The organism is Enterococcus sp. AMC2644 (genome assembly GCF_058216475.1).
Genome location: NZ_CM177095.1, coordinates 1,727,971 through 1,750,722 on the forward strand (window position 1 = coordinate 1,727,971; position 22,752 = coordinate 1,750,722).

Here is a 22,752-nt window from a genome sequence, read left to right on the forward strand (position 1 = left end):
CTTATTGTTTGGTGTCTTCAGTTTCTTCTAAACGAACATAGGCAGAAGGGCCATCCATTTTCTTCTCCATTAAGCGCAGTAGACGAGTTGCTGTAATAGTTAAGACAAGGTAAATGGCACCGATAATGGTAAATGTTTGGAAGAACAATAAGTTAGTTCCAGCAGCGGCCGTTCCTTGATAGAACAAGTCCCCTACACTGATAACACTCAAAACAGCCGTATCTTTAATATTAATTACTGTTTCGTTTCCAATGGCTGGTAAAATATTACGAATGACTTGAGGTAAGACGACTTTAGTCATTGTTTGGCGATGAGTCATTCCAATCGCTTGTGCTGCTTCGAACTGACCTTTATCGACAGCAAAAATCCCACCACGTACGATTTCAGACATGTATGCACCAGTATTGATTGATACGATTAACAAAGCGGCAACTGTCCGATTTAAATCAATTTGGAAAGCGAGCGCTAAGCCATAAAAGATAACCATCGCTTGTACCATCATTGGCGTTCCGCGGAAAACTTCAATATAGATGGTTAGAATCCAATTGATTACTTTTTGGAAGAATCGAGCAACTGGATTATCGGATTCTGGCAAGGTGCGGAAAACACCGACTAATAAACCAATTAAAGTACCAGCAATTGTTGAGAAAATCGCAATAAAGACAGTAATTCCAGCACCACGTAAGAATAATCCACCGTATTGCATAATAATATTTTTAAATACTTGAACAAGTCCGGCTTCTTCTTCGTCTGAGGCAGAAGGTTGATTTGCTACCGCATCATCCATGATTTGATTACGTTCCTCTTGAGGAATTGTTGCTAAGATTTCATTTACTTTTGCAATGTTCTCGTCATCTTTACGCATTCCCACAGCGACTTGAACGTCTTCTGGATTTGTTTGGAAACCATCTTCTTCAGAAAATTCTAGCATTTTAAAGTTTTTGTTGACATTTGCTGCTGTGACACCTTCAGGACGTTCACTGACATAACCATCAATAACACCTGACGATAGTGCAACGCGCATTGCTGAAAAATTTTGTTGTGCTTGTTGTTTTTGAACACCTGGAATTTGATCAATCACGCTATAATGGAACGTATTTAATTGCGCTGTTACTTTTGCACCTTCCAAGTCAGCTAAACTTTGAGCATTTGCATAGTTGCCTTCTTTTTGAACAACTACGACTAAATGTGATTCATAATAGGGATCAGTGAAAGAAATTTCTTTCCGACGTTCAGCTGTAGGGGACATTCCCGCAACAATCGCATCAATTTTATTTGAATTTAATGCTGGTACCAAACCGTCCCATTGAATAGCAACGACTTCTAGTTTTTTGCCTAATCCGTCAGCAATCCGTTTAGCAATTTCTACATCATATCCACCAACGTACGTATTTTTCTCACCACTTTTGGGGACAGCACCATGTGCATCGGTTGTTTGAGTCCAGTTAAATGGTGCATAGGCCGCTTCCATCCCCACGCGGAAAGTATCTTCGTCATCTGCAAAACTTGTTGGTGTTATTCCTAAAAATAACGTTGCTATAAATGAAAATAAGACAAGTAATGTTGCTTTCTTTTTCATAATAAATCCTCTTTTCTTTTTTACAAGCACCTCAACGAAAATTAAAAAAACAGCCGCACTCCATTATTGGAAAACGGCTGTTGGACTATCTTGTCAACAAACTTCTCACAAAAACATAGCGCATCTTAGCTGTTGCTAAGACAGTTCGCAAATTATTCACTTGCGACCCAACAGTTCTTTCAAGCAAAAAAAGGACTGTTTCGGCGATGTTCCCTAGTTCTGTTTCTATGTGTTGCTTCACTCCACAGAGTTAATGAACCTCGCGACCTCTACCTCGTTGAAGGTATCTCGTATTCAATTTTGATTCTTGAAAAATTTTAGAAGAAATTCCCTGATTTGTCAACTAAAAACTTAAGCTGCTTTTGGTTTTGGCTCACGTCCAAGAACTGCCTGAACTACAGTTAAGCCGAGTAAAACAGCTAAAACTACATAAATTAAACTTGAGTATTGCGTTACGCCAAAGCCCCATGTACGATAAATCACTAATGAAATAGCTTGAATAATCGCCACGACTACGTTAAAGAATGCAAATGCCCATAGGTTCCCATTTTCTTTGCGAGATAGGTAAAAAATTGAAAACCATACACTTAAAATAGCCCAAGCAATGCAAACGAAAATAATCGCCCAATAAATAATAGATGCTAACATGTCACTTTCACCTCACTTTTTCTTTATCCAATCACGTTTCATTTTAGCACGTTTTTATAAGAGTGTCATGAAAAAATCACAAATAATTTTTGAATTTGTGAAAAAATGTGAAAAACCAACCGCTAATAAAAATCTAGAAGAGGAGTGACTTAAAAAAAAATCATTGAAATGCCCACAAAAATTTTTTTACACGTATAATATATTACGAGGTGATAAAAATGAATTATTGTAGCCGCCAAGAAGCAAAAAATCAAATACTAAATGCTAGGTCCCTTACTTTTTTAACCGGTGCGGGGATTTCAACGCCCTCTGGTATTCCGGATTATCGTTCCCTAAAAGGTGTCTATCAAGGATTGGATGACCCAGAGTACTTATTAAGTAATGCGTGTATGCAAAATGAACCACAGAAATTTTATGATTTTGTGATGAATTTGTATCATCCAACTGCTGAACCAAATGTTATTCATCAGAAAATTGCGAGGTTATCTAAAGAAAAATTAGTACATGTTGTGACGCAAAATATAGATGGTCTTCATGAAAAAGCAGGTACACAAACATGTACCAATTTTCACGGTACATTATATGCTTGTACTTGTCGCAAATGTAAGGAAGCTGTTGCTTGGCAGTCCTATATCCAATCGAGTTCTCATCAAGCATGTGGTGGACAAATTCGTCCCGACATTGTATTGTATGGCGAAGGATTTCAGCAAGTGATTTTGGAACAGGCGATGCAAGCAGTCGCTCAAGCTGATCTGATTGTGATTGTAGGTACTTCATTTCAAGTGCATCCATTTTGCGATTTGATTCATTATAAAAAAGCTTCGGCTAATATTTTAGCCATTAATCAAACGGAGATTTATTTACCTTGTTCGTATCAGTTGCTACAAGAAGATGCGAGCTATATATTTGCTGAACTTTAATTAATAGGAGGAACTAGAATGACATTTCGTAGTGAAAAAGAAAAAATGATTGCCGGAGAATTGTATTTTTCAGGTGATCCAGAATTAGCAGCTGATCGCAAGTTTGCAAGAGAACAAATGCGATTAATTAATCAAGAAGTGGATTCAGAAATACGCGGACAATTACTCAAAGAAACTTTTGGGCATGTTGCTAACCGTGCATATGTCGAACCTAATTTGCGATTTGACTATGGCTATAATATTTTTGTTGGAAAAAATTTTTATGCGAACTATGATTGTGTAATGCTTGATATTTGTCCAATTCGGATTGGTGACAACTGTATGTTTGCACCAAATGTTCAATTGTATACGGCCTCTCATCCATTACATCCAGTTAAACGAAATAGTGGTTTAGAAGATGGCTCGCCAATTACAATCGGCGATAATGTTTGGATTGGTGGCAGTTCAGTGATTGTACCTGGAGTGACTTTAGGTGATAACGTTGTGGTGGGTGCCGGAAGCGTCGTGACTAAATCTTTTCCTGATAATGTAGTCATTGCAGGAAATCCAGCAAGAATTATTAAAGAAATTGAATTAGAACCAAAAACATTGATGCCGTTAGAACAAGAACGTCAAAAAATCGATCGTTTAGATCAAAAACTTACACATTTATTAGAAGAACGGATGGATGTGGTTGCTGAAATTGCACGTATAAAAAAAGCAACCAACACATCAGTATTAGACAATTCCCGTGAGGAGCGTGTATTAGATCAAGTTCGTGAGTATGTTGCTAATCAAGCATATACGGATACGATTGTTGAAACATTTAAAGATGTAATGAAGCATTCGCGGACGTACCAAAACCAACAATTGGAGGAATAGAGATGGAAGGAACGAAACGCCGTCAGCTTATTTTAGAACAATTAGCACAAAGTATTCAACCAGTTAGTGCGAGTCGTTTTGCGCAAGAATTCGGTGTAAGTCGTCAAATTATTGTTGGAGATATTGCTTTGTTACGTGCTTCTGGTGAAGAAATTATTGCGACTGCTCGTGGGTATAAGATTGAAAAAACAAGTGCTGCTAAAGAAAGTAAAATTGCTGTGCAACATAATGAGGAACAAACGCAAGAGGAATTAGAAACGATTGTTTCACTAGGTGGCGAAGTACTTGACGTAATTGTTGAACATGAATTATATGGAGAATTAATTGGCCAATTACAAATTAGCAGTAAACAAGATGTCGAACTATTCATGAAAAATTATAAAAAAACCAATGCTAGTTTACTTTCAAAATTAACGGATGGAATTCATTTGCATACAATTCGGTATAAAGATGATCAAATGTTCGAAAATATCAAAAATGCGCTTGCTGAAAAAGGAATCTTGTATCAGCAGTAAAAAAATGAACCAAGGTTGTTGACATTTGCTTTTGGATACTGTAAATTAATCACATCAAGCAATAAACATACACATTCTTATGAGAAGGAAAGTAGACTTGGATGCTTTGTAGAGAGACTCTGGTTGGTGAAAAGAGTTAAGTTCAGAAAAGTTGAAAATGGCCTTGGAGGAAAGAATATCGATAGGTAGGTATTCTCGGAGCGTTCTACCGTTAAAAGGAACACCAATTTTTCTAAATAGAAATGTTGGGCTGAGGGAAGGAAACTTCCGAACAAAGGTGGTAACACGATTAATTCGTCCTTTTACTAGTTTAACTAGTAAAAGGACTTTTTTTATACACTTTATACAAAGACATGGTAAGTAAAAAAGCAGATACTTTATTAGAGAGCTTCAGTAGCTGAAAAGAAGCAAAGAGAGTTTTTTGAAAATGGCCATCGAGTATTCAATGTCGAGCAAATAAAAGTTTGTAAGGCATTGACGGGAGCAACCGTTATATTGCGCAAGTATAGTTATGCTATACTTACAGAGAAGCTGAAAGATCAGCTTAAACTGAGGTGGTACCACGCAAAAAAGCGTCCTCAAGAAAATAAACAATAGGGTTATTTTCTTGAGGATGCTTTTTTTATATGAAGGGCGACCATCAAGAAATCGAGGAAAATAGGAGGAAAAATAATGATTGATTTAAAAGATATTTCTGTAACCTTTACACAAGGAAATCGTGAAATTCATGCAGTTAAAAACGTTAATTTACATGTAGATAAAGGGGATGTGTATGGAATTGTTGGTTACTCCGGTGCTGGTAAAAGTACATTAGTACGTGTCATTAATTTACTGCAACGCCCGACGAGTGGTTTAGTTGAAATCAATGGGACGGAATTCACCAAATTATCTGCGAAAGAATTACGTGCAAAAAGAAAATCGATTGGTATGATTTTCCAGCACTTTAATTTAATGAAAAGCCGTTCGATTTTTGACAACGTTGATTTTTCTTTGAAATATTCAGGAAAATCAAAACAGGAACGTCGTCAAAAAGTAACGGAACTACTAGAATTAGTAGGTTTATCAGACAAAGTGGATGCTTATCCAAGTCAATTATCTGGTGGACAAAAGCAACGGGTGGCGATTGCCAGAGCTCTAGCCAACGATCCGGAAATTTTACTTTGTGATGAAGCAACCAGTGCTTTAGATCCAAAAACAACTTTACAAATTTTAGCATTGTTACGAGAATTAAATAAAAAATTAGGACTAACCATTGTTTTGATTACGCACGAAATGCAAGTTGTCAAAGAAATTTGTAATAAAGTTGCGGTAATGGAAGATGGAGAAGTGATTGAACAAGGAGATAGCGTTCAAATCTTTAGCAGTCCACAAAAACCATTAACCAAAGATTTTATTCGTACAGCAACACATATCGACCAAGCGTTAGAAACAATCTTAAGTAGTGAAAGTTTCTCTCATTTAGAGGCAGACGAATGGTTAGTTGAATTGTCTTATGTCGGTGACTCAACAAGTGAACCATTAATTGCAAAATTATTCCGTGACTATCAATTAACTACCAATATTCTGTATGGAAATGTTGAGATTATTCAGGATGTTCCATTAGGGAGTTTAGTCGTAACGCTCGCTGGTGAATTAGAACAGCGTTACAAAGCGTTTGATTTCTTAATTTCAGAAGGTGTGGCAGTCAATATTTTGAAAAAAGCAGAAGAGCATACAACAGCTGTAAAGGGAGGTATCTAGAATGCAAGTTTTATTAGAAAAATATTTACCAAATGTGATTCAAATTCCTAATGAATTTGTTCAAGCAACGATTGATACGTTATATATGTCATTTTTCACTTCAATAATCTCTGGAGTGCTAGGTATTTTCTTTGGAGTCATTTTAGTGGTGACTCGTCAAGGGGGAATTTTAGAGAATCTATTAACCTTTAATATCCTGGATAAAATCGTTAATATTGTTCGTTCAATTCCATTTATTATTTTACTATCACTATTAGTAGGAGTGACCCGTTTGATTGTGGGAACCTCGATTGGTGCAACTGCCGCTTTAGTACCGCTGATTGTTGGTGTAGTGCCGTTCTTTGCTCGCCAAGTTGAAATTGCTTTATTAGAAGTTGATCCTGGGGTGATTGAAGCAGCAGAGGCAATGGGAACCAGTCCGCTAGGGATTATTTTCCGAGTGTATTTACTAGAAGGTCTTCCTGGGATTGTCCGTGTATCAGCACTAACAATTATTAACGTGATTGGATTAACAGCGATGGCCGGAGCAGTTGGCGCCGGTGGATTAGGTAGTTTAGCTGTTACACGTGGGTATAATCGATTCCAAACAGATGTCACTTGGGTAGCGATGATAATCATCTTAATTCTAGTATTTATTAGTCAAGCAGTAAGTAATTGGATCATTAGAAAAATTAGTCATTAATCGACAAATGGGGGAATTCAAATGAAACAATGGTTAAAATTAATAACGGCAGCTTTAACAGTTTTAGTTTTTGCAACAGGATGTGGCAATCAAGCAGACACGAAGGAAAATGCAAGTAGTGAAAGTAGCAAACAAGAAGAAGTAACGGTTAAATTAGGCTTAATCGGAGCCGATACAGATGTCTGGGACAGCGTAAAAGCACATTTGAAAGACGAAGGCATCAATTTAGAATATGTTCAGTTTACAGAATACAGCCAACCAAATACAGCGTTGGCAAATGGTGATATTGACTTGAACTCTTTTCAGCATCAATATTTCCTAGATAATTTCAATTCAGAGCATGGAACAGACTTAGTATCAATTGGTAATACAGTCAACGCACCATTAGGAATCTATTCTGAGAAAATTAAAGATATCAAAGAATTAAAAGACGGTGCCAAAGTGGCGATTCCAAATGATGTGACAAATGGTGGTCGTGCGTTGTTATTACTTCAAACAGCTGGTTTAATCAAAGTTGATGAAGCAGCAAAGCAAGCACCGACTGTTTCTGATATTACTGAAAATCCGAAAAACTTAGATATTGCTGAATTAGAGGCTTCACAAACAGCACGTGCTTTACAAGACGTAGATGCATCAGTAATTAATAGTGGGATGGCGGTTGATGCTGGTTTTATTCCATCTGAAGATGCGATTTATTTAGAACCAGTAGATGATACCTCACGTCCATACGTGAATATTATTGCGGCTCGTAAAGAAGATGAAAACAACGAAGTTTACCAAAAAGTTGTAGCGGCTTATCAAACAGAGGAAACAGCCAAAGTTATCGACGAAACATCAAAAGGTTCTAGTATTCCAGCATGGGAAACATTTGGTACAAAATAAAAAAGGTTTAGTTTTTACTTAGGAGGATTACAGTATGACAGCAAGAGTAGAAAAATATGCGACAATTAAATCATTCATTCAAGAACGTTTACCTGAATATAAAGATTTAGCGGTGGATATTCATGAGCACCCAGAAGTAAGTAACTATGAAGTGTATTCTTCTGATGTATTAATTGCCCAATTGAAAAAAGAAGGTTTTGAGGTTAAAAAAGACGTAGCTGGTCATCACACAGGTTTTGATGCACGCTATAAAGCAGAAAAGGCTGGACCAACATTGGCATTTTTAGCGGAATACGATGCACTACCGGGAATTGGTCATGCGTGTGGACATAACTTGTTTGGTACGTATTCGGTATTAGCAGCAAGTGCATTGAAGCAAGTAGTCGATGAAGTTGGTGGTGAAATTCGTGTGTATGGAACCCCTGGTGAAGAAGGTGGCGAAAATGGTTCAGCAAAAGGCAGCTTTGTTCGTGAAGGTTTCTTTGAGGATGTCGATGCAGCGTTATGTGTTCATCCAGCACATCGTTATTCTAAAACGACACATGGTTTAGCAAATGATCCAGTAGATATTAAGTTCTATGGCGTAGCCTCTCACGCTGCAGGAGCCCCAGAAAAAGGAATTAGTGCTTTAGAAGCATTATTACAAGTCTTTAATGGAATTAATGGCTTACGTTTATACTTGCCAAAAGATGTTAATATTCATGGAATTATTACGGACGGTGGTGTTGCTGCTAACGTCATTCCAGAATATGCTGCTGGCCGCTTTTACTTACGTGCTGCAAATCGGGCAACGTTAAATGATGTTTATGCCAAAGTCGAAAATATTGTAAAAGCAGCGGCTCTATCTACAGGTGCTACTTATGAATTTGGTTTATTCCAAAACTCGGTTGACGACATTATTATTACACCGGTATTTGACGATATTTTCTTTAGTCACGCACAAGAAGCCGGTGTACCAGAAGATGAAATTGATGATACTGTTCGTGCAAGCTTTGGTTCGTCTGACGTTGGTAATGTGAGTCAAGTCATTCCTACGATCCAACCCACTGTTTCAATTTCTGACGAATATATTGCGGGGCATTCAATTGAATTTAAAGCCGCTGCTCGTAGTGAAAAAGGCTTGAATTCTATTGCGATTGCAGCCGAATTATTAGCCAAAACAGCCTTAGATTTGATTGAAGAACCAGAATTGTTAGAAAAAATAAAAGTAGATCATCAAGCAAGTTTAGCTAAAGGAAATTAATAACACTCTTTCTAAGAGCCTTCCATGTTGAAGGCTCTTATTTTTTATGCCATTTGAATTAGTACACACTTTTTTTCAACTTCCTAAAAAAGTCTGTCTTAATTTTTTCACAAATTCTACTATACTGAAAGCGTAAACAAAAGATAGGAGTGAAACACATGACAGATTGGTTAAACATTCGTGGCAAAACAGTCATTGTAACAGGAGGTTCTTCAGGTATTGGTAAAAGCGTGGTGGAAAGTCTATTAGCACAAAAAGTAAATGTTGCAAATTTTGACATTGCCGATTCGGATTTAAATAATGAGCAACTATTGTTTGTGAAAGTCGATGTGACTTCTCGTGAAGAAGTAGAAGCGGGCGTTGCAAAAGTATTGGAACATTTTGGGACAATCGATGGCTTGGTCAACAATGCTGGAATCAATATTCCTCGCTTATTGGTAGATAAAAAAGAAGCACATGGACAATATGAGTTATCTGATGCAGTGTTTGATAAAATTATTGCAATCAATCAAAAAGGGCTATATTTAATGAGTCAAGCGGTTGGTCGTGTATTAGTTGAAAAACAAGCAGGTGTTATTATAAACATGTCTTCTGAATCTGGCTTAGAAGGATCAGAAGGGCAAAGTGCTTATGCTGCTACCAAAGCCGCAGTTAATAGTTATACTCGTTCATGGGCAAAAGAATTAGGAAAATCAAACGTACGCGTCGTAGGTATTGCACCTGGAATCATGGAAGAAACAGGCTTACGCACCTTAGCGTATGAAGAAGCTTTAGCCTATACTCGTGGAATTACGGTTGATGAATTACGTGCAGGTTATGCCAAAACCAGTACGATTCCATTAGGACGCAGCGGTAAGTTACATGAGGTTGCTGACTTAGTATGTTATTATTTATCCGACCGGGCAAGCTATATTACAGGTGTCACAACCAATGTAGCTGGAGGTAAAACTAGAGGATAGAAGTGGGGGGGACAAATGACACTAGTAAATCGATGGTATCAAATTTTACAATTGCTAGTAACCCACAAAGAAATGACCCTTACAGAATTACAAAAACAGTTGACAATGAGCCCACAGACAATCCGTAAAAGCATTGAGACGCTGAACGAAGAATTATTAGGCATTGCGATGATTGTGCAAAGAAATAATGAATTTCATATTGAAATTCAACACTATGATCAATTTGATGACATCATGGCTGGAAGCTTGAAAAAGCAAAGTGACTTTAATTCATCGAGTAAGCGTGTGGCTTTTATTATTAAGCGTTTAATTGAAGCCAATGATTTTGTTTTGACCGATGATTTGTCTGAAGAGCTTGAAGTGAGTCGCGGGACAGTTGTAAAAGATATCCGTAGCATGAAACAACGGATTCAACCTTTTGCTGTTAAGGTTAATGGTACACCAAATCGAGGTATGCAAATTGTCGGAGACGAATTTGATTTACGTTTATTGCATATTTACTATGTACAAGAATATTTTGAAGAAACGTTCTTAACTGAAGAAACCAAGCAATTACTTCAAGAGATGACACAAGCTTCGGGAATGATTAAAAGTCATGGTTTGTTATTACAAAAAGTTGTTTCAATTGTTTTACAGCGTGTTTTATCGGGGAACTTATTAGTGGAATTACCTGAAGCATACACTAATTATGTTCAACATCATGGACAGATTGAGCAATTAATTTATCACTTGGAATTAACGTATAATGTCACATTAAGTCAATTAGAACAGGCGTTCATTAGTTTTCCGTTTAATATGAATGCGACTGATTTACGAGAAAAAGATGTCACAAATAATGAGCAGCTAAAAAAATATTTCTGTCTCATGCTTCAAAAAATTCATCAAGTATTAGTTGTGGATCTTGAGGAAGAACAACTTTTTTATGAGATGAAAGATCATCTGATGTATATGATTAATCGTTTAGTGTTCCGTGTGGAGCTACAAGATTTATTTTATGGTGAAATTGAAAAGCAATACCCATTTGCTTATGAATTAGCAAAAGTCGGGTTACAGGCGTTAGGAGAACTCTTGCATCGGGAAATACCAACTGTAGAGTGTAGTTATTTAGCTTTTTATTTTGAACTGGCATTACGGCGTCAACCTAACGACAAAAACAAAAAAGAGATTGCGGTAGTGTGTAGTACCGGAAAAGGAACAGCTCTAATTATTCGACGGCAATTAGAGCGTGTTTTAGGATCTGAAATTCGAATTACACATTTTTCAGAAGAAATGTATGAAAAAAGTGATTTAAACCAATATTTTGCGATATTTACGACTATTCCGTTAAAAAATGTGGACGCTCATACACCTGTCATTCAATTAACTAATTTATTTAACGATACGTGGTTACGAAAAGAATGGAAGCGAGCAGAAAAAGTTCGAGCAGCGAGTATTCAACAATTGCACCTACAATTTCAGTTATTGACGATGAATCATTCCTATGAAACGAACTTATCAGAAATGATTGACCAGTTGTGTGATGAAAAATTAGTAGATTCAGAATTCTCACAGCGAATTTTTGAACGAGAAACACAAAATTCAACTGTATTTGAGTCAGGCATTGCATTTCCACATACCATAAATCGAGCATCAACCAAAATTATATTGTCGGTAGGTGTATTTCCTGAAACATTCCAATCACCAGCAGGCAAGGTGGATACTGTCTTGCTGTTAGCGATTCCGGAACAATTAACAATGAGTAAAGAAAGAGAATTATTGCAATTATATGATCAATTGTTTGCAGTTGCGGGCAATCCAGAATTACGTCAAGAACTGTGTCAACAAAGAGATTTACCATCCTTGCAAAATTGGATGAGAAGAAAGGGGATTATTGCATGAGCTTCATCTATATATTTGGTGCGTTCGTAATCGGTGCATATTTATTACAAGTAGTGTTAGGCATGAAACAAATCAAACATTTTAATCAAACGTATCAAGAGTTACGGCGAAAAGGAAAGGTTGCGATTGGTCGACGAGCTGGCAAATTCAAAGCCGGAACAATTGTCCTTTTTGCAGTCGATAAAAATGGCAAAATTTTAGATGCACGTAAAATGCAAGGCGTGACTGTCTTAGCGAAATTCCATGAGTTAACTGCATATAGCGGTGAAGACATCCATTACATGGATAAATACCATCCTTTAGTCCGGCAAGAAAATAAACTCATCCAACAAGCAATGGAGAATGCTCGTGAAATTTATCTACGAGTTGAAATGGGCAACTATCAAGAAGAACAACCATTATCACCATTAGCTGGAACTAAAATTCAGCTGCAATTATGGAAAAATCAAATTCAATCAAAAATGAAAAGGAGTGTTGAGTAATGGATTATATTACTAAATTTGCGGAAGGATTTATGAATCTGTTTCAAACAGGAGCAGAGACCTTTATTTCATGGATGACAGGCATTGTACCTGTTGTTTTAATGTTGATGGTAGCGATGAACACCTTAATCGCTTTTTTAGGAGAAGAACGTGTGACGAAGGTTGCGAGACTTTCAGCGAAGAATCCATTCACAAGGTATCTTGTGTTACCGTTTTTATCTGCCTTTATGTTAGGAAATCCGATGTCATTTACGATGGCACGTTTTTTACCAGAATACTATAAACCAAGTTATTATGCTGCACAAGCTCAATTCTGTCATACGAGTAATGGTGTTTTTCCACATATTAATCCTGGAGAATTATTTGTTTGGTTAGGGATTGCACAAGGAATTACCACTTTAGGTTTAAATTCGATGGAATTAGCAATCCGTTACATGTTTGTGGGAATCGTAATGAACTTTATCGGCGGTTGGGTAACTGACTTTACCACAGCTTATGTATGTAAACAACAAGGAATTACACTTAGCAAAACAGTAAAAGCAACATTGGACTAGAAAGGGGTAAGGAAAATGGCTTATAATAGTATTCGAGTAGTAAAAGGTAATGGAGGATACGGTGGTCCTTTAGTAATTACACCGACAGAAGAAAAACATAAATTTATTTACATCACTGGTGGCGGTGAAAAGCCAGCTATTGTAGATCAAATTGTTGAATTAACAGGTATGGAAGCTGTTAATGGCTTCAAAACATCTATTCCTGATGATGAAATCGCTTTAGCTATTATTGATTGTGGAGGAACCTTACGTTGTGGGATTTATCCTAAAAAAGGAATTCCAACAATTAACATTGTTCCAACCGGAAAGAGTGGTCCTTTAGCACAATATATCAATGAATCTATTTATGTATCAGCCGTAGGTAATGCACAGATTTCATTAGCAACAGCAGAACAAACAGAAACTGTCTCAACATCTCAGGCAGAACCTCAACGTGAATTTAAATATGATACGAGTAAAAAAATTACCGAACAAAAAGCTGAACAACAAAACTTCATTGCTAAAATAGGAATGGGCGCAGGGAAAGTAGTTGCTACCTTTAATCAATCAGCCCGTGAAGGTGTGCAAACCATGATTCACACAGTTATTCCATTTATGGCTTTTGTATCACTATTAATTGGCGTGATTCAAGGTTCAGGAATTGGGAATTTCTTTGCTAATATTATGGCACCCTTAGCTGGAAATGTCATTGGTTTGATTATTATTGGTTTCGTATGTTCTTTACCATTTTTATCGCCTTTGTTAGGCCCAGGAGCAGTTATCAGTCAAGTTATTGGTACCTTAATTGGTGTGGAAATCGGTAAAGGAAATATTCCACCACAACTAGCTTTACCAGCATTGTTTGCGATTAATACTCAGAATGCGTGTGACTTTATCCCTGTTGGTTTGGGATTAGAAGAAGCTGAAGCAGAAACAGTTGAAGTTGGTGTACCTGCTGTTTTATACTCTCGTTTCTTAAATGGTGTTCCACGTGTTGTCGTAGCATGGTTAGCAAGTTTTGGTTTGTACAGTTAATTTCGTTTTTTAGGAGGAGAAGTAATGTCAGTATTTACTACAACGGTTCTTTCAATTGGACCAGAAGCAGAATTATTTAAGGAAGAGAAAATGGTGATTTTATTTGGGAAAGATGCCCCAGAGACATTAGCCGATTATTGTTATAATATTGAGGTTAATCCAACTAATGGTGAAATTAATACCACGCAAGAATTAGTTATTGATAGTCAACGCTACCAAATTACTTCTGTAGGTGATGTTGTTTTACCAAACTTAGAAAATCTAGGACATATTACTATTAAGTTTGATGGATCAAAAACACCAGAATTGCCAGGAACGTTGTATGTTGAAGATAAACCAATGCCAGAAATTAGTGTTGGTAGTAAAATTAGTATTCAATAAAAAATTAGTCTGGGTAAATCTTTATCCAGACTTTCGAATGGAGGAAACGAAAAATGGAATTTATGTTAGATACTGTAGACTTAGAACAAATTCGTTATTATCAAGCTATTTTACCGTTAGCAGGGGTAACCTCTAATCCCACAATTCTTAAACAAGCAGGTAAAATTGATTTTTACCCACACTTAAAAGAGATTCAAAAAATCATTGGTTCAGCTAGTTTGCATGTACAAGTGGTAGGTGAATCGGTAGAAGAGATTATCAGTGATGCTCATGAAATTATCGAACATTTAGGAAAAGAAGTTTATATTAAAATTCCAGTCAATGAGGCTGGGTTGACAGCTATGAAACAATTAAAACAACAAGGAATATTGATTACTGCCACAGCTATTTATACTGAATTTCAAGGCTACCTAGCAATTGCTGCAGGGGCTGATTATTTAGCACCGTATTATAATCGCATGGAAAATTTAAATATTGATGCAGCAGACTTGATTGGTGCACTAGTTGAAGAAATTGTTCGAACAAAGGCAACAAGTAAGGTGTTAGCAGCTAGCTTTAAAAATATTGCGCAAGTTAATCAAGCATGTCGACGAGGTGCACATGCAATTACAGCTGGCCCCGATATTTTTACGCAAGCCTTTAAAATGCCAGCAATCCAAAAAGCTGTAACAGATTTTCATAATGATTGGCGGGAAAATTTTGCTGTTGAAACAATTAAGGAGCTATCTCAATGATTACTACCATTATTTTTGATATGGATGGTGTGTTAGTTGATTCAGAATATACTTTTTTGCGCTCAAAAACAGAGATGTTACATGCAGAAGGTCATTTGAAAGAAGAATCCTACCAGTATCAATTCATGGGAACAACTGCTGATTTTATGTGGCAAACGATGAAAGATGAATTGCACCTATCACGTTCTGTAGATGAATATATTGAGGAAATGAATCGTCGACGCGAAGCAATGATTAAAGAAGACGGTGTACGAGCGATTGCTCATGTGCAAGAATTTGTAAAAAAATTGGCTGCAGCTGGTTTTGCATTGGGTGTAGCTTCGTCATCTCGAAAATCAGAAATCGAACATAATTTAACCGAGCTTGGATTAAGACCCTATTTTTCACAACTGGTTAGCAGTGAAGAAGTCGTTCATTCTAAGCCAGCGCCAGATGTCTTCTTAAAAACCGCTGAATTACTAGGAGTTAACCCTAAAAACTGTTTGGTTTTTGAAGATACGCAAAATGGAAGCAAAGCCGCTAAAGCTGCAGGAATGTATTGTATTGGTTTTGCGAATCCTGAATATCCTGCCCAGGATTTAGTCGCCGATGAGATTATTCAGGATTTTCGAGAAATAGATGTTGAAGAGTTAAAAAATAAAGACTAAAAAAGATGTGCCAAAATAGGCGCATCTTTTTTTACTTTATTCAATCACTAAAATGCCATCTTTTAATGCAAAAGGATTTTTAGCATTGATATGATCATAGAACATTACGCCATTTAAATGGTCGAGTTCATGTTGTACAACAATAGCTGTATAATTTTTTAAACGAATTTTTTGTTGTTGACCTTCTTCGTTAAAGTAGGTCAATGTGACACGTGCAGGACGAGGAACATAACCAGGAACTTCACGATCAACAGATAGGCAACCTTCGCCATCTGCTAGACAGGCTTCTTGGACAGAGTGACTCATAATTTTGGGGTTATATAATACCGCTTGAAAATCAGGGGTTTCACGTTCAGGATCAGAACTTGGGACTAAAACAGCTGCAATTCTTTTTGAAACGTCGACTTGTGGTGCTGCTAATCCCACGCCTCCGCGTAAATCTAATTCTTCGGCTTTTACTGGATCTTGACTATTTTCTAAAAATTCCATCATATCTTTTCCTAATTGACGATCTTCTTCACTCAATGGAAAAGAGACTTCTTCAGCAACTTTTCGTAAAGTAGGATGTCCTTCACGAATAATATCATCCATTGTAATCATTGATGATGTCTCCTCTCAAATATAAATTCATATGTATGTTTATCGGGTCCGTCTTTTAGTTTAACATAAAATAAGAATAGGCGTGTAGCAAATGTTTACAAGTCACAAAATTGATTTTTTAGTAACGTTATTTGTAAAAAGAGAGATTTATGGTATTGTTGGGGCAAGAAATAGCAAAAAGGAGAGAAGTAGAATGAAACATGTGGAAGATAAATTATTAGTCCAAATTGCTCAAATGTATTATCAAGAAGATAAAAATCAAAGTCAAATTTCAAAAGAGTTAAACATTCATCGTAGTACAATTAGTCGTTTACTGAAAAAGTCACGCGAAGAAGGGATTGTATCGATTACCATCAATTACGATTTAGCAGGAACTTACTCGTTAGAAAAAGACTTAGAAGAAATGTTCGGTTTAAAAAAAGCAATTGTCGTACCGACAGCTATTGATATTCAATCGGAACAAAAATTACAGTTATTAGGAGCGGCAACGAATAGGTATTTACAAACAATCTTAGAAGATAATATGATAATTGGGTTTTCTTGGGGACAAGCAATGTCAATGGTTGCTGCAGAACTCCAAGAAACCGAGAAAAATAACTTAATGTGTATTCCGTTAATTGGAGGACCGTCTGGCCGTTTAATTGGAGAATATCATGTGAATACGATTACTTTTGAAGCTTCTAAAAAATTAAAAAGTAAAGCTGTATTAATTGATTCACCAGCATTTCCTGAAACGAAAGAATTAAAAGAGGCTTTGATGGCAAATCAGTTTAACCAAGATTTAGTACAGTTATGGAAAAAGTTAGCAATTGCTATTTTTGGGATTGGTAGTCCACAAATGAAAGACAGTAAGCGTTGGAAACTGTTTTACGATGATAACATTTTAGAAGGCTTGGAAAATCAAGTAGTGGGTGATGTAATCTCACATTTTTATAATGTACAGGGGAAACACATTTCTAGTAAATTAGATGAACGCTTAATTGGTGTTACTATTGACGAATTGAAAAAAGTCGATTACCGAATTGCAGTAGCAGAATCTTTGGAAAAAGTGTCTGCAATTCGAGGGGCTTTACATGGAAAATATATGAATGTATTAGTAACCACGCAAGAAACTGCCGAGGCTATTTTAAAAGAAAAATAAGAGTGGAAATTATGAGGTTACCGAAAAAGTTAAAGGATAAATATTTTTGTGAAATACGAATCCAAAAAATAATTAAAAAGAAGTCTATTGTGGGAGGATAAGTTCTTTTTATAATACATTTTATAAATATTAAGTAGTAATTATAAAAAGCCCTGATTTTCAAAAAAGTGAAAATCAGGGCTTTTTCAGTATCTTTGAGAGAATAGCTCCTTTCCACACTTTGAGTAAATGTGATTGCTATTCCAAAAATGTTAAAAATGTATTGACAATTTATTTGGCAGCGTTTACTATGTATTTGTAACAAATGTTAAAGTTAATTCACAAATGTTAGGAGAGGTAGTATGAGTTGGTTAGATATTGAAGGCAAAACAGTAATTGTTACAGGCGGATCATCTGGGATTGGTGACGCAATTGTTAAAGAACTATGTCAATTACAAGTAAATGTGGTAAATGCAGATTTGAGTGAAGGAACTTTTCGACATGAAAATTTATTATTTGTACAAACAGATGTTACTTTGCGAGAATCTGTTGAATTAGCTGTGGAAACAGCAATTGCTCATTTTGGAAAAATTGATGGTGTTGTTAATAATGCAGGAATTAATATTCCAGCATTGCTAGTCGATGAAAAGCAATCTGAGAATGGCAAATTTGAAATTAATGATACGTTGTTTGACAAAATTATTAGTGTGAATCAAAAAGGATTGTATTTAATGAGTCAAGCGGTTGGCCGCAAGTTGGTTGCACAAGGTTCTGGTGTGATTATTAATATGTCTTCTGAAAGTGGTTTGGAAGGTTCAGAAGGACAAAGCGCCTATGCTGCTACAAAAGCTGCAGTTAATAGTTACACTCGTTCATGGGCAAAAGAACTTGGTAAAAAAGGAATACGTGTTGTAGGGATTGCACCGGGCATCATGGAAGAAACAGGTTTACGAACGTTAGCGTATGAAGAAGCATTGGCATACACCCGTGGAAAAAATGTTGAAGAACTACGCGCAGGTTATAGTCAAACCAGTACAATTCCTTTAGGCCGTAGTGGTAAGTTATCGGAAGTCGCTGATTTAGTTGCTTATTTCTTATCAGAACGATCAAGTTATCTTTCAGGTGTTACAGTTAACATTGCTGGTGGTAAGACGAGAGGATAGGTGAAAATAATGTCAAGTGTAGTTTTGGTTGCACATGGAAAATTGGCAAATGAGATGAAAAATTCAGCAGAAATGATTTTTGGCGAATTAGCTGATTTTCAAACAGTAGAATTTTTAAAAGCGGATGGTTTTGATTCTTTAAAAGAAAAATTAAAAATTGTATTAAATCAAACCGATGAGTCCGTTATTATTTTAGCAGATTTGTTTGGTGGTACTCCTTTTAATGCCAGTTGTGGATTAGCGATGGAATATCCAGAAAAACAAATTGAAGTAATCTCAGGCATGTCCTTACCATTAGTTTTAGAGACAGCGACTATTTATGTAGATCGTGAAGCTTGTGAAGTGGCAAAATATTTACAAGAAATTGCCAGCGATACAGTACGAACATTTGTGATTGAGGAAGATAACGAGGAGGAATTATAATGCAAATTCGACTAGCAAGAATTGATGATCGTTTAATTCATGGTCAAGTAGCCACTGTTTGGGCAAAAGAAGCAGGTGCTCAGCGAATTATCGTAGTGAGTAAAGAAGTTTCGGAAGATCAAATTCGTAAAACATTAGTCAAACAAGCGGCTCCTCCTGGAATTAAAGCAAATATTATCGATGTGGACAAAGCAGTTCGTGTGTATAACAATCCCAAATATGCAAATGAAACAGTCTTTTATTTATTTACTAATCCTATGGAAGTAGTCGAAATGATTCAAAAAGGTGTTCCTATTCAATCTATTAATATCGGTGGGATGCAGTATCAGACAGGAAAAAAACAAGTAACGAAAGCAGTATCTGTTGATGAAAAAGATGTTAGCGCATTCAAAGAGTTGACTAAACTAGGTGTGGAACTAGATTTACGTGTTGTAGCAACGGATGCTAAAGGAGACTTCGAAGCAAAACTAAAAGAAGCTGGTTTTTAAGAGGAGGGACACCAATGGAATTATCAATGATTCAGATTATTTTAATCTTTTTATTTTCAAGTATTGCTGGCATGGGAAGTGTATTAGATGAATTTCAAACCCATCGACCGATTATTGCTTGTACAGTTATGGGGCTGATTTTGGGAGACTTAACAACAGGAGTTATTCTTGGTGGAACACTCGAATTGATTGCTTTAGGATGGATGAACATTGGTGCTGCTCAATCCCCAGATTCTGCTTTAGCAAGTACGATTTCTACAATTTTAGTAATTGTTGGAAGTCAGAGTATTCAAAATGGGATTGCAGTAGCTTTACCCGTTGCAGCAGCAGGACAAGTTTTAACTGTATTTGTTCGTACAGTAACAGTGGCGTTTCAACATGCTGCTGATAAAGAGGCTGAAAAGGCTAACTTCAAACAAATTATTTTACTTCACTTTAGCGCGTTATTGATGCAAGCAATGCGTGTAGCGATTCCTACAACGATTGTGGCAGCCTTTGTTAGTGCTGAAATGGTAGAAAATATGTTAACAGCCATTCCAGATGTTGTAACAGGTGGACTAGCTGTTGCAGGTGGCTTTATTGTAGTTGTTGGATATGCAATGGTTTTAAATATGATGAGTATCAAATATTTAATGCCCTTTTTCTTCCTAGGTTTTGTTTTAGGTGGCTATTTAGATTTTAGTTTATTATCATTCGGAATTATTGGTTTAATTATGGCTTTGTTATATGTTCAATTAAATCCAAATTTCAATAAACAAATAGCTGTTGTTAATCAATCAGCTGTGGATGTCTACGATGATTTAGATGATGAACTAGAAGATTAAAGGAGAGAAAAAAATGGAAAATACTAATCAAGTAACAATTCAGTCTAAAATCACAAAACAAGACTTAGTTCGTACCTTCGTTTATTCAAATTTTCAACAAGCATCATTTAATTATGAACGTATTCATGCACTAGCTTTTTGTGTCGATATGATTCCAACAATCCAACGAGTTTATGCAACAAAAGAAGAGCAGGCTGAAGCATTAAAACGCCATTTGACATTTTTTAATGTCACACCAGGAATGTGTGGTCCCGTAATTGGGGTAACTATGGCAATGGAGGAAGCAAAAGCAAGTGGTGCAGAGATTGATGAAGGAACGATTAATAGTTTAAAAGTCGGCTTGATGGGACCTTTAGCAGGAGTTGGGGATCCACTGATTTGGGGAACTTTACGTCCAATTACTGCAGCATTGGGTGCTTCCATAGCGCTAACTGGTAATATCATGGGACCTCTTTTATTTTTTATCGCTTTTAATGCAGTTCGTTTAGCTTTGAAATGGTTTGGATTAACGTATGGTCTAAAAAAGGGGTTAGATATTGTTTCGGATTTATCAGGAAACTTATTACAAAAATTAACAGAGGGTGCTACGATTTTAGGACTATTTATCATGGGCGTCTTAGTAACCAAATGGACGACTATTAATGTGCCATTGATTGTCTCAAAAACCACTGGACCTGATGGACAAGAAGTGATTACTACTGTCCAAAATGTTTTAGATGATTTGGTTCCAGGATTGTTGGCGTTAGGCTTGACACTATTCATGATGCGTTTATTAAAAAGAAAAGTGAGTCCAATCATTTTAATTTTTGCTTTGTTTGCTGTTGGGATTGTGGGATACGCATTTGGCATTTTGGGGTAAACAATAGATATGAAGGAGAGTTTAGAATGGAAACAAAAGCAGTTCGCTTATACGGTAAAAAAGATTTACGACTAGAAGAGTTTGAATTACCTACTATTCAAGATGATGAAATTTTAGCTTCTGTGGTGACAGATAGTATTTGTATGTCTACTTGGAAGCTTGCCAATCAAGGGGCTGACCATAAAAAAGCACCTAATGATGTTGCTACCAATCCTATCATTATTGGTCATGAGTTTTGTGGGGAGATTTTAGAAGTCGGTAAAAAATGGAGAAATCGCTACCAAGCAGGTGAGCGTTACGTTGTTCAAGCAAATTTACAACTACCAGACCGTCCGGATTGTCCAGGTTATTCCTATCCATATACTGGAGGAGATGCGACGTATATTGTTCTTTCTAAAGATGTGATGGAACAAGATTGTTTAATTCCTTATAACGGAGAAACCTATTTTGAAGGATCTCTTGTTGAACCACTCTCATGTGTAATTGGAGCATTTGAAGCAAACTATCACTTGATAGAAGGAACATATGAACATAAAATGGGGATTAAGCCAAACGGAAATTTATTGATTATGGGCGGTACGGGTCCAATGGGGTTATTAGCTATTGATTATGCATTACATGGCCCTATTAAACCTAAACATATTGTTGTCACTGATCGTCATCAAGACAAATTAGATCGTGCTGCTAAATTATATCCTAGTCAAGATGGTATTACAGTGACCTATATCAATGTACGAGAAATGGAAAACCAAGTAGCAATTCTAAAAGAAGCAGTTGGCAATCAAGGCTATGATGATATATTTGTCATGGTTCCTGCTACGGAAGCAGTTACTGATGGTTCTAAGTTAATGAACCCAGATGGTTGTCTAAATTTCTTTGCAGGTCCTCAAAATAAAGATTTCTTTGCAGAAGTGAATTTTTATGATATTCATTATTCCTTCATGCACTATGTTGGAACTTCAGGTGGAAATACAGAAGATATGCGGAAAGCAGTTCGATTAATTGAAGAAAAGAAGATTCGTGCAGCAAATGTCGTGACACATATTCTAGGACTAGATGCAGTAGCTGAAACAACATTAAATCAGCCGGCAATTGGTGGAGGGAAAAAATTAGTTTATACGCATAAAGCGTTGGAGCTTACTAAATTAAGTGAATTACCTGATACGAATGAATTGAAAAAGATTTTAGATAAAACAGATGGTATTTGGAGTAAAGAAGCAGAAGCGTATATCTTAGCAACGCAACCAGAAATCTAAGAAAAACCAGTGTGAGAGGATTTTTCTCATACTGGTTTTTTATTTTGATTGAAGTAATCGATTAAAAAGAACACGACCGTAGGTAAATCTTCATACAAGATAATCAATAAAAAATAGAACAACTTACATGAATTTCTTCCGAAGTGAGCAAATGTGAACTCTGATTTTATTGCTAAAAATGCCCACGTACATGAAGAGTCTTTGTCATCAAACGGATTTTTTGAACATGAGTTGTTGATGGAAAGAATCATAATGAATATCAAAACTAAGAGGGATTAAAAGTAGCTGCAAAATTCTGAA

25 protein-coding genes, 1 riboswitch and 2 other annotated features are annotated in these 22,752 nt (G+C 36.3%); of the genes, 22 read left to right on the forward strand and 3 right to left on the reverse strand.

What is annotated here, in order from left to right:
- Position 1: 1 nt before the first annotated feature.
- Positions 2 to 1,579: an ABC transporter permease subunit gene (locus tag AC4BC5_RS08390; protein ID WP_490494991.1), complete on the reverse strand. Its 1,578-nt coding sequence runs from the start codon at positions 1,577 to 1,579 to the stop codon at positions 2 to 4.
- Positions 1,580 to 1,687: 108 nt separating this feature from the next.
- Positions 1,688 to 1,859: riboswitch (Lysine riboswitch) on the reverse strand.
- Positions 1,860 to 1,930: 71 nt separating this feature from the next.
- Complete coding sequence (locus tag AC4BC5_RS08395; RefSeq protein WP_490494992.1) at positions 1,931 to 2,227, reverse strand: hypothetical protein; 297 nt, start codon at positions 2,225 to 2,227, stop codon at positions 1,931 to 1,933.
- Between the two features lie 218 nt (positions 2,228 to 2,445).
- Here AC4BC5_RS08395 and AC4BC5_RS08400 point away from each other — a divergent pair, with 218 nt between their 5' ends.
- From AC4BC5_RS08400 to AC4BC5_RS08470, 15 genes are all read left to right on the forward strand, one after another.
- On the forward strand, positions 2,446 to 3,147 hold the full coding sequence (locus AC4BC5_RS08400) for an NAD-dependent protein deacylase (protein WP_490494993.1): 702 nt from the start codon (positions 2,446 to 2,448) through the stop codon (positions 3,145 to 3,147).
- An 18-nt stretch (positions 3,148 to 3,165) separates the two neighbouring features.
- Positions 3,166 to 4,008 carry a chorismate mutase gene (locus tag AC4BC5_RS08405; RefSeq protein WP_490494994.1) on the forward strand — a complete coding sequence of 281 codons (843 nt, stop codon included), beginning with the start codon at positions 3,166 to 3,168 and terminating at the stop codon, positions 4,006 to 4,008.
- 2 nt (positions 4,009 to 4,010) lie between these two features.
- A complete protein-coding gene (locus AC4BC5_RS08410; RefSeq protein WP_490494995.1) occupies positions 4,011 to 4,523 on the forward strand; it encodes a transcription repressor NadR in 513 nt (170 codons plus the stop codon).
- 70 nt (positions 4,524 to 4,593) lie between these two features.
- Positions 4,594 to 4,828, forward strand: a binding site (T-box leader).
- Positions 4,829 to 4,862: 34 nt separating this feature from the next.
- Positions 4,863 to 5,106, forward strand: a binding site (T-box leader).
- A gap of 89 nt (positions 5,107 to 5,195) precedes the next feature.
- Positions 5,196 to 6,263 (forward strand): methionine ABC transporter ATP-binding protein, encoded by a 1,068-nt coding sequence (locus tag AC4BC5_RS08415; RefSeq protein ID WP_490494996.1) that lies wholly within the window; start codon positions 5,196 to 5,198, stop codon positions 6,261 to 6,263.
- Position 6,264: 1 nt separating this feature from the next.
- The gene (locus AC4BC5_RS08420) at positions 6,265 to 6,945 is read left to right on the forward strand and encodes a methionine ABC transporter permease (RefSeq protein WP_490494997.1); all 681 of its coding nucleotides are present in this window, start codon (positions 6,265 to 6,267) and stop codon (positions 6,943 to 6,945) included.
- Positions 6,946 to 6,966: 21 nt separating this feature from the next.
- The gene (locus tag AC4BC5_RS08425) at positions 6,967 to 7,827 is read left to right on the forward strand and encodes a MetQ/NlpA family ABC transporter substrate-binding protein (protein WP_490494998.1); all 861 of its coding nucleotides are present in this window, start codon (positions 6,967 to 6,969) and stop codon (positions 7,825 to 7,827) included.
- A gap of 34 nt (positions 7,828 to 7,861) precedes the next feature.
- Positions 7,862 to 9,070 carry a M20 family metallopeptidase gene (locus tag AC4BC5_RS08430; protein WP_490494999.1) on the forward strand — a complete coding sequence of 403 codons (1,209 nt, stop codon included), beginning with the start codon at positions 7,862 to 7,864 and terminating at the stop codon, positions 9,068 to 9,070.
- Between the two features lie 158 nt (positions 9,071 to 9,228).
- Positions 9,229 to 10,029: an SDR family oxidoreductase gene (locus AC4BC5_RS08435; protein WP_490495000.1), complete on the forward strand. Its 801-nt coding sequence runs from the start codon at positions 9,229 to 9,231 to the stop codon at positions 10,027 to 10,029.
- Between the two features lie 15 nt (positions 10,030 to 10,044).
- Entirely contained in the window at positions 10,045 to 11,907 is a 1,863-nt protein-coding gene (locus AC4BC5_RS08440) for a BglG family transcription antiterminator (protein WP_490495001.1), read from the forward strand.
- The gene (locus AC4BC5_RS08445) at positions 11,904 to 12,389 is read left to right on the forward strand and encodes a transcriptional regulator GutM (RefSeq protein ID WP_490495002.1); all 486 of its coding nucleotides are present in this window, start codon (positions 11,904 to 11,906) and stop codon (positions 12,387 to 12,389) included. The genes AC4BC5_RS08440 and AC4BC5_RS08445 overlap by 4 nt, the downstream gene beginning before the upstream one ends.
- Positions 12,389 to 12,943, forward strand: a complete 555-nt coding sequence (srlA, locus tag AC4BC5_RS08450; RefSeq protein ID WP_490495003.1) for a PTS glucitol/sorbitol transporter subunit IIC — start codon at positions 12,389 to 12,391, stop codon at positions 12,941 to 12,943. The genes AC4BC5_RS08445 and srlA overlap by 1 nt, the downstream gene beginning before the upstream one ends.
- A 15-nt stretch (positions 12,944 to 12,958) precedes the next feature.
- A complete protein-coding gene (gene srlE / locus AC4BC5_RS08455) occupies positions 12,959 to 13,957 on the forward strand; it encodes a PTS glucitol/sorbitol transporter subunit IIB (protein WP_490495004.1) in 999 nt (332 codons plus the stop codon).
- Between the two features lie 24 nt (positions 13,958 to 13,981).
- Positions 13,982 to 14,338, forward strand: a complete 357-nt coding sequence (locus AC4BC5_RS08460) for a PTS glucitol/sorbitol transporter subunit IIA (RefSeq protein WP_490495005.1) — start codon at positions 13,982 to 13,984, stop codon at positions 14,336 to 14,338.
- A gap of 53 nt (positions 14,339 to 14,391) precedes the next feature.
- On the forward strand, positions 14,392 to 15,072 hold the full coding sequence (locus AC4BC5_RS08465; RefSeq protein ID WP_490495006.1) for a fructose-6-phosphate aldolase: 681 nt from the start codon (positions 14,392 to 14,394) through the stop codon (positions 15,070 to 15,072).
- A complete protein-coding gene (locus AC4BC5_RS08470; protein ID WP_490495007.1) occupies positions 15,069 to 15,719 on the forward strand; it encodes an HAD family hydrolase in 651 nt (216 codons plus the stop codon). The genes AC4BC5_RS08465 and AC4BC5_RS08470 overlap by 4 nt, the downstream gene beginning before the upstream one ends.
- Before the next feature lie 36 nt (positions 15,720 to 15,755).
- On the opposite strand, the gene def is transcribed toward AC4BC5_RS08470, so the two are convergent.
- Complete coding sequence (gene def, locus AC4BC5_RS08475; protein WP_490495008.1) at positions 15,756 to 16,319, reverse strand: peptide deformylase; 564 nt, start codon at positions 16,317 to 16,319, stop codon at positions 15,756 to 15,758.
- A gap of 193 nt (positions 16,320 to 16,512) precedes the next feature.
- On the opposite strand from def, the gene AC4BC5_RS08480 reads away from it, so the two are divergent.
- The 7 genes from AC4BC5_RS08480 to AC4BC5_RS08510 all read left to right on the forward strand — a co-directional run bounded on the left by AC4BC5_RS08480 (position 16,513) and on the right by AC4BC5_RS08510 (position 22,452).
- Complete coding sequence (locus tag AC4BC5_RS08480) at positions 16,513 to 17,460, forward strand: sugar-binding transcriptional regulator (protein ID WP_490495009.1); 948 nt, start codon at positions 16,513 to 16,515, stop codon at positions 17,458 to 17,460.
- A gap of 341 nt (positions 17,461 to 17,801) precedes the next feature.
- On the forward strand, positions 17,802 to 18,602 hold the full coding sequence (locus tag AC4BC5_RS08485; protein ID WP_490495010.1) for an SDR family oxidoreductase: 801 nt from the start codon (positions 17,802 to 17,804) through the stop codon (positions 18,600 to 18,602).
- A 9-nt stretch (positions 18,603 to 18,611) separates the two neighbouring features.
- Positions 18,612 to 19,025, forward strand: coding sequence for a PTS sugar transporter subunit IIA (locus tag AC4BC5_RS08490; protein ID WP_490495011.1), 414 nt, complete (start codon positions 18,612 to 18,614; stop codon positions 19,023 to 19,025).
- Positions 19,025 to 19,513 carry a mannose/fructose/sorbose PTS transporter subunit IIB gene (locus AC4BC5_RS08495; protein WP_490495012.1) on the forward strand — a complete coding sequence of 163 codons (489 nt, stop codon included), beginning with the start codon at positions 19,025 to 19,027 and terminating at the stop codon, positions 19,511 to 19,513. The genes AC4BC5_RS08490 and AC4BC5_RS08495 overlap by 1 nt, the downstream gene beginning before the upstream one ends.
- Positions 19,514 to 19,527: 14 nt before the next feature.
- A complete protein-coding gene (locus tag AC4BC5_RS08500; protein WP_490495013.1) occupies positions 19,528 to 20,337 on the forward strand; it encodes a PTS mannose/fructose/sorbose transporter subunit IIC in 810 nt (269 codons plus the stop codon).
- A 13-nt stretch (positions 20,338 to 20,350) separates the two neighbouring features.
- The gene (locus AC4BC5_RS08505; RefSeq protein WP_490495014.1) at positions 20,351 to 21,196 is read left to right on the forward strand and encodes a PTS system mannose/fructose/sorbose family transporter subunit IID; all 846 of its coding nucleotides are present in this window, start codon (positions 20,351 to 20,353) and stop codon (positions 21,194 to 21,196) included.
- Between the two features lie 26 nt (positions 21,197 to 21,222).
- Positions 21,223 to 22,452, forward strand: a complete 1,230-nt coding sequence (locus tag AC4BC5_RS08510) for a zinc-binding dehydrogenase (protein WP_490495015.1) — start codon at positions 21,223 to 21,225, stop codon at positions 22,450 to 22,452.
- Positions 22,453 to 22,752: the final 300 nt, after the last annotated feature.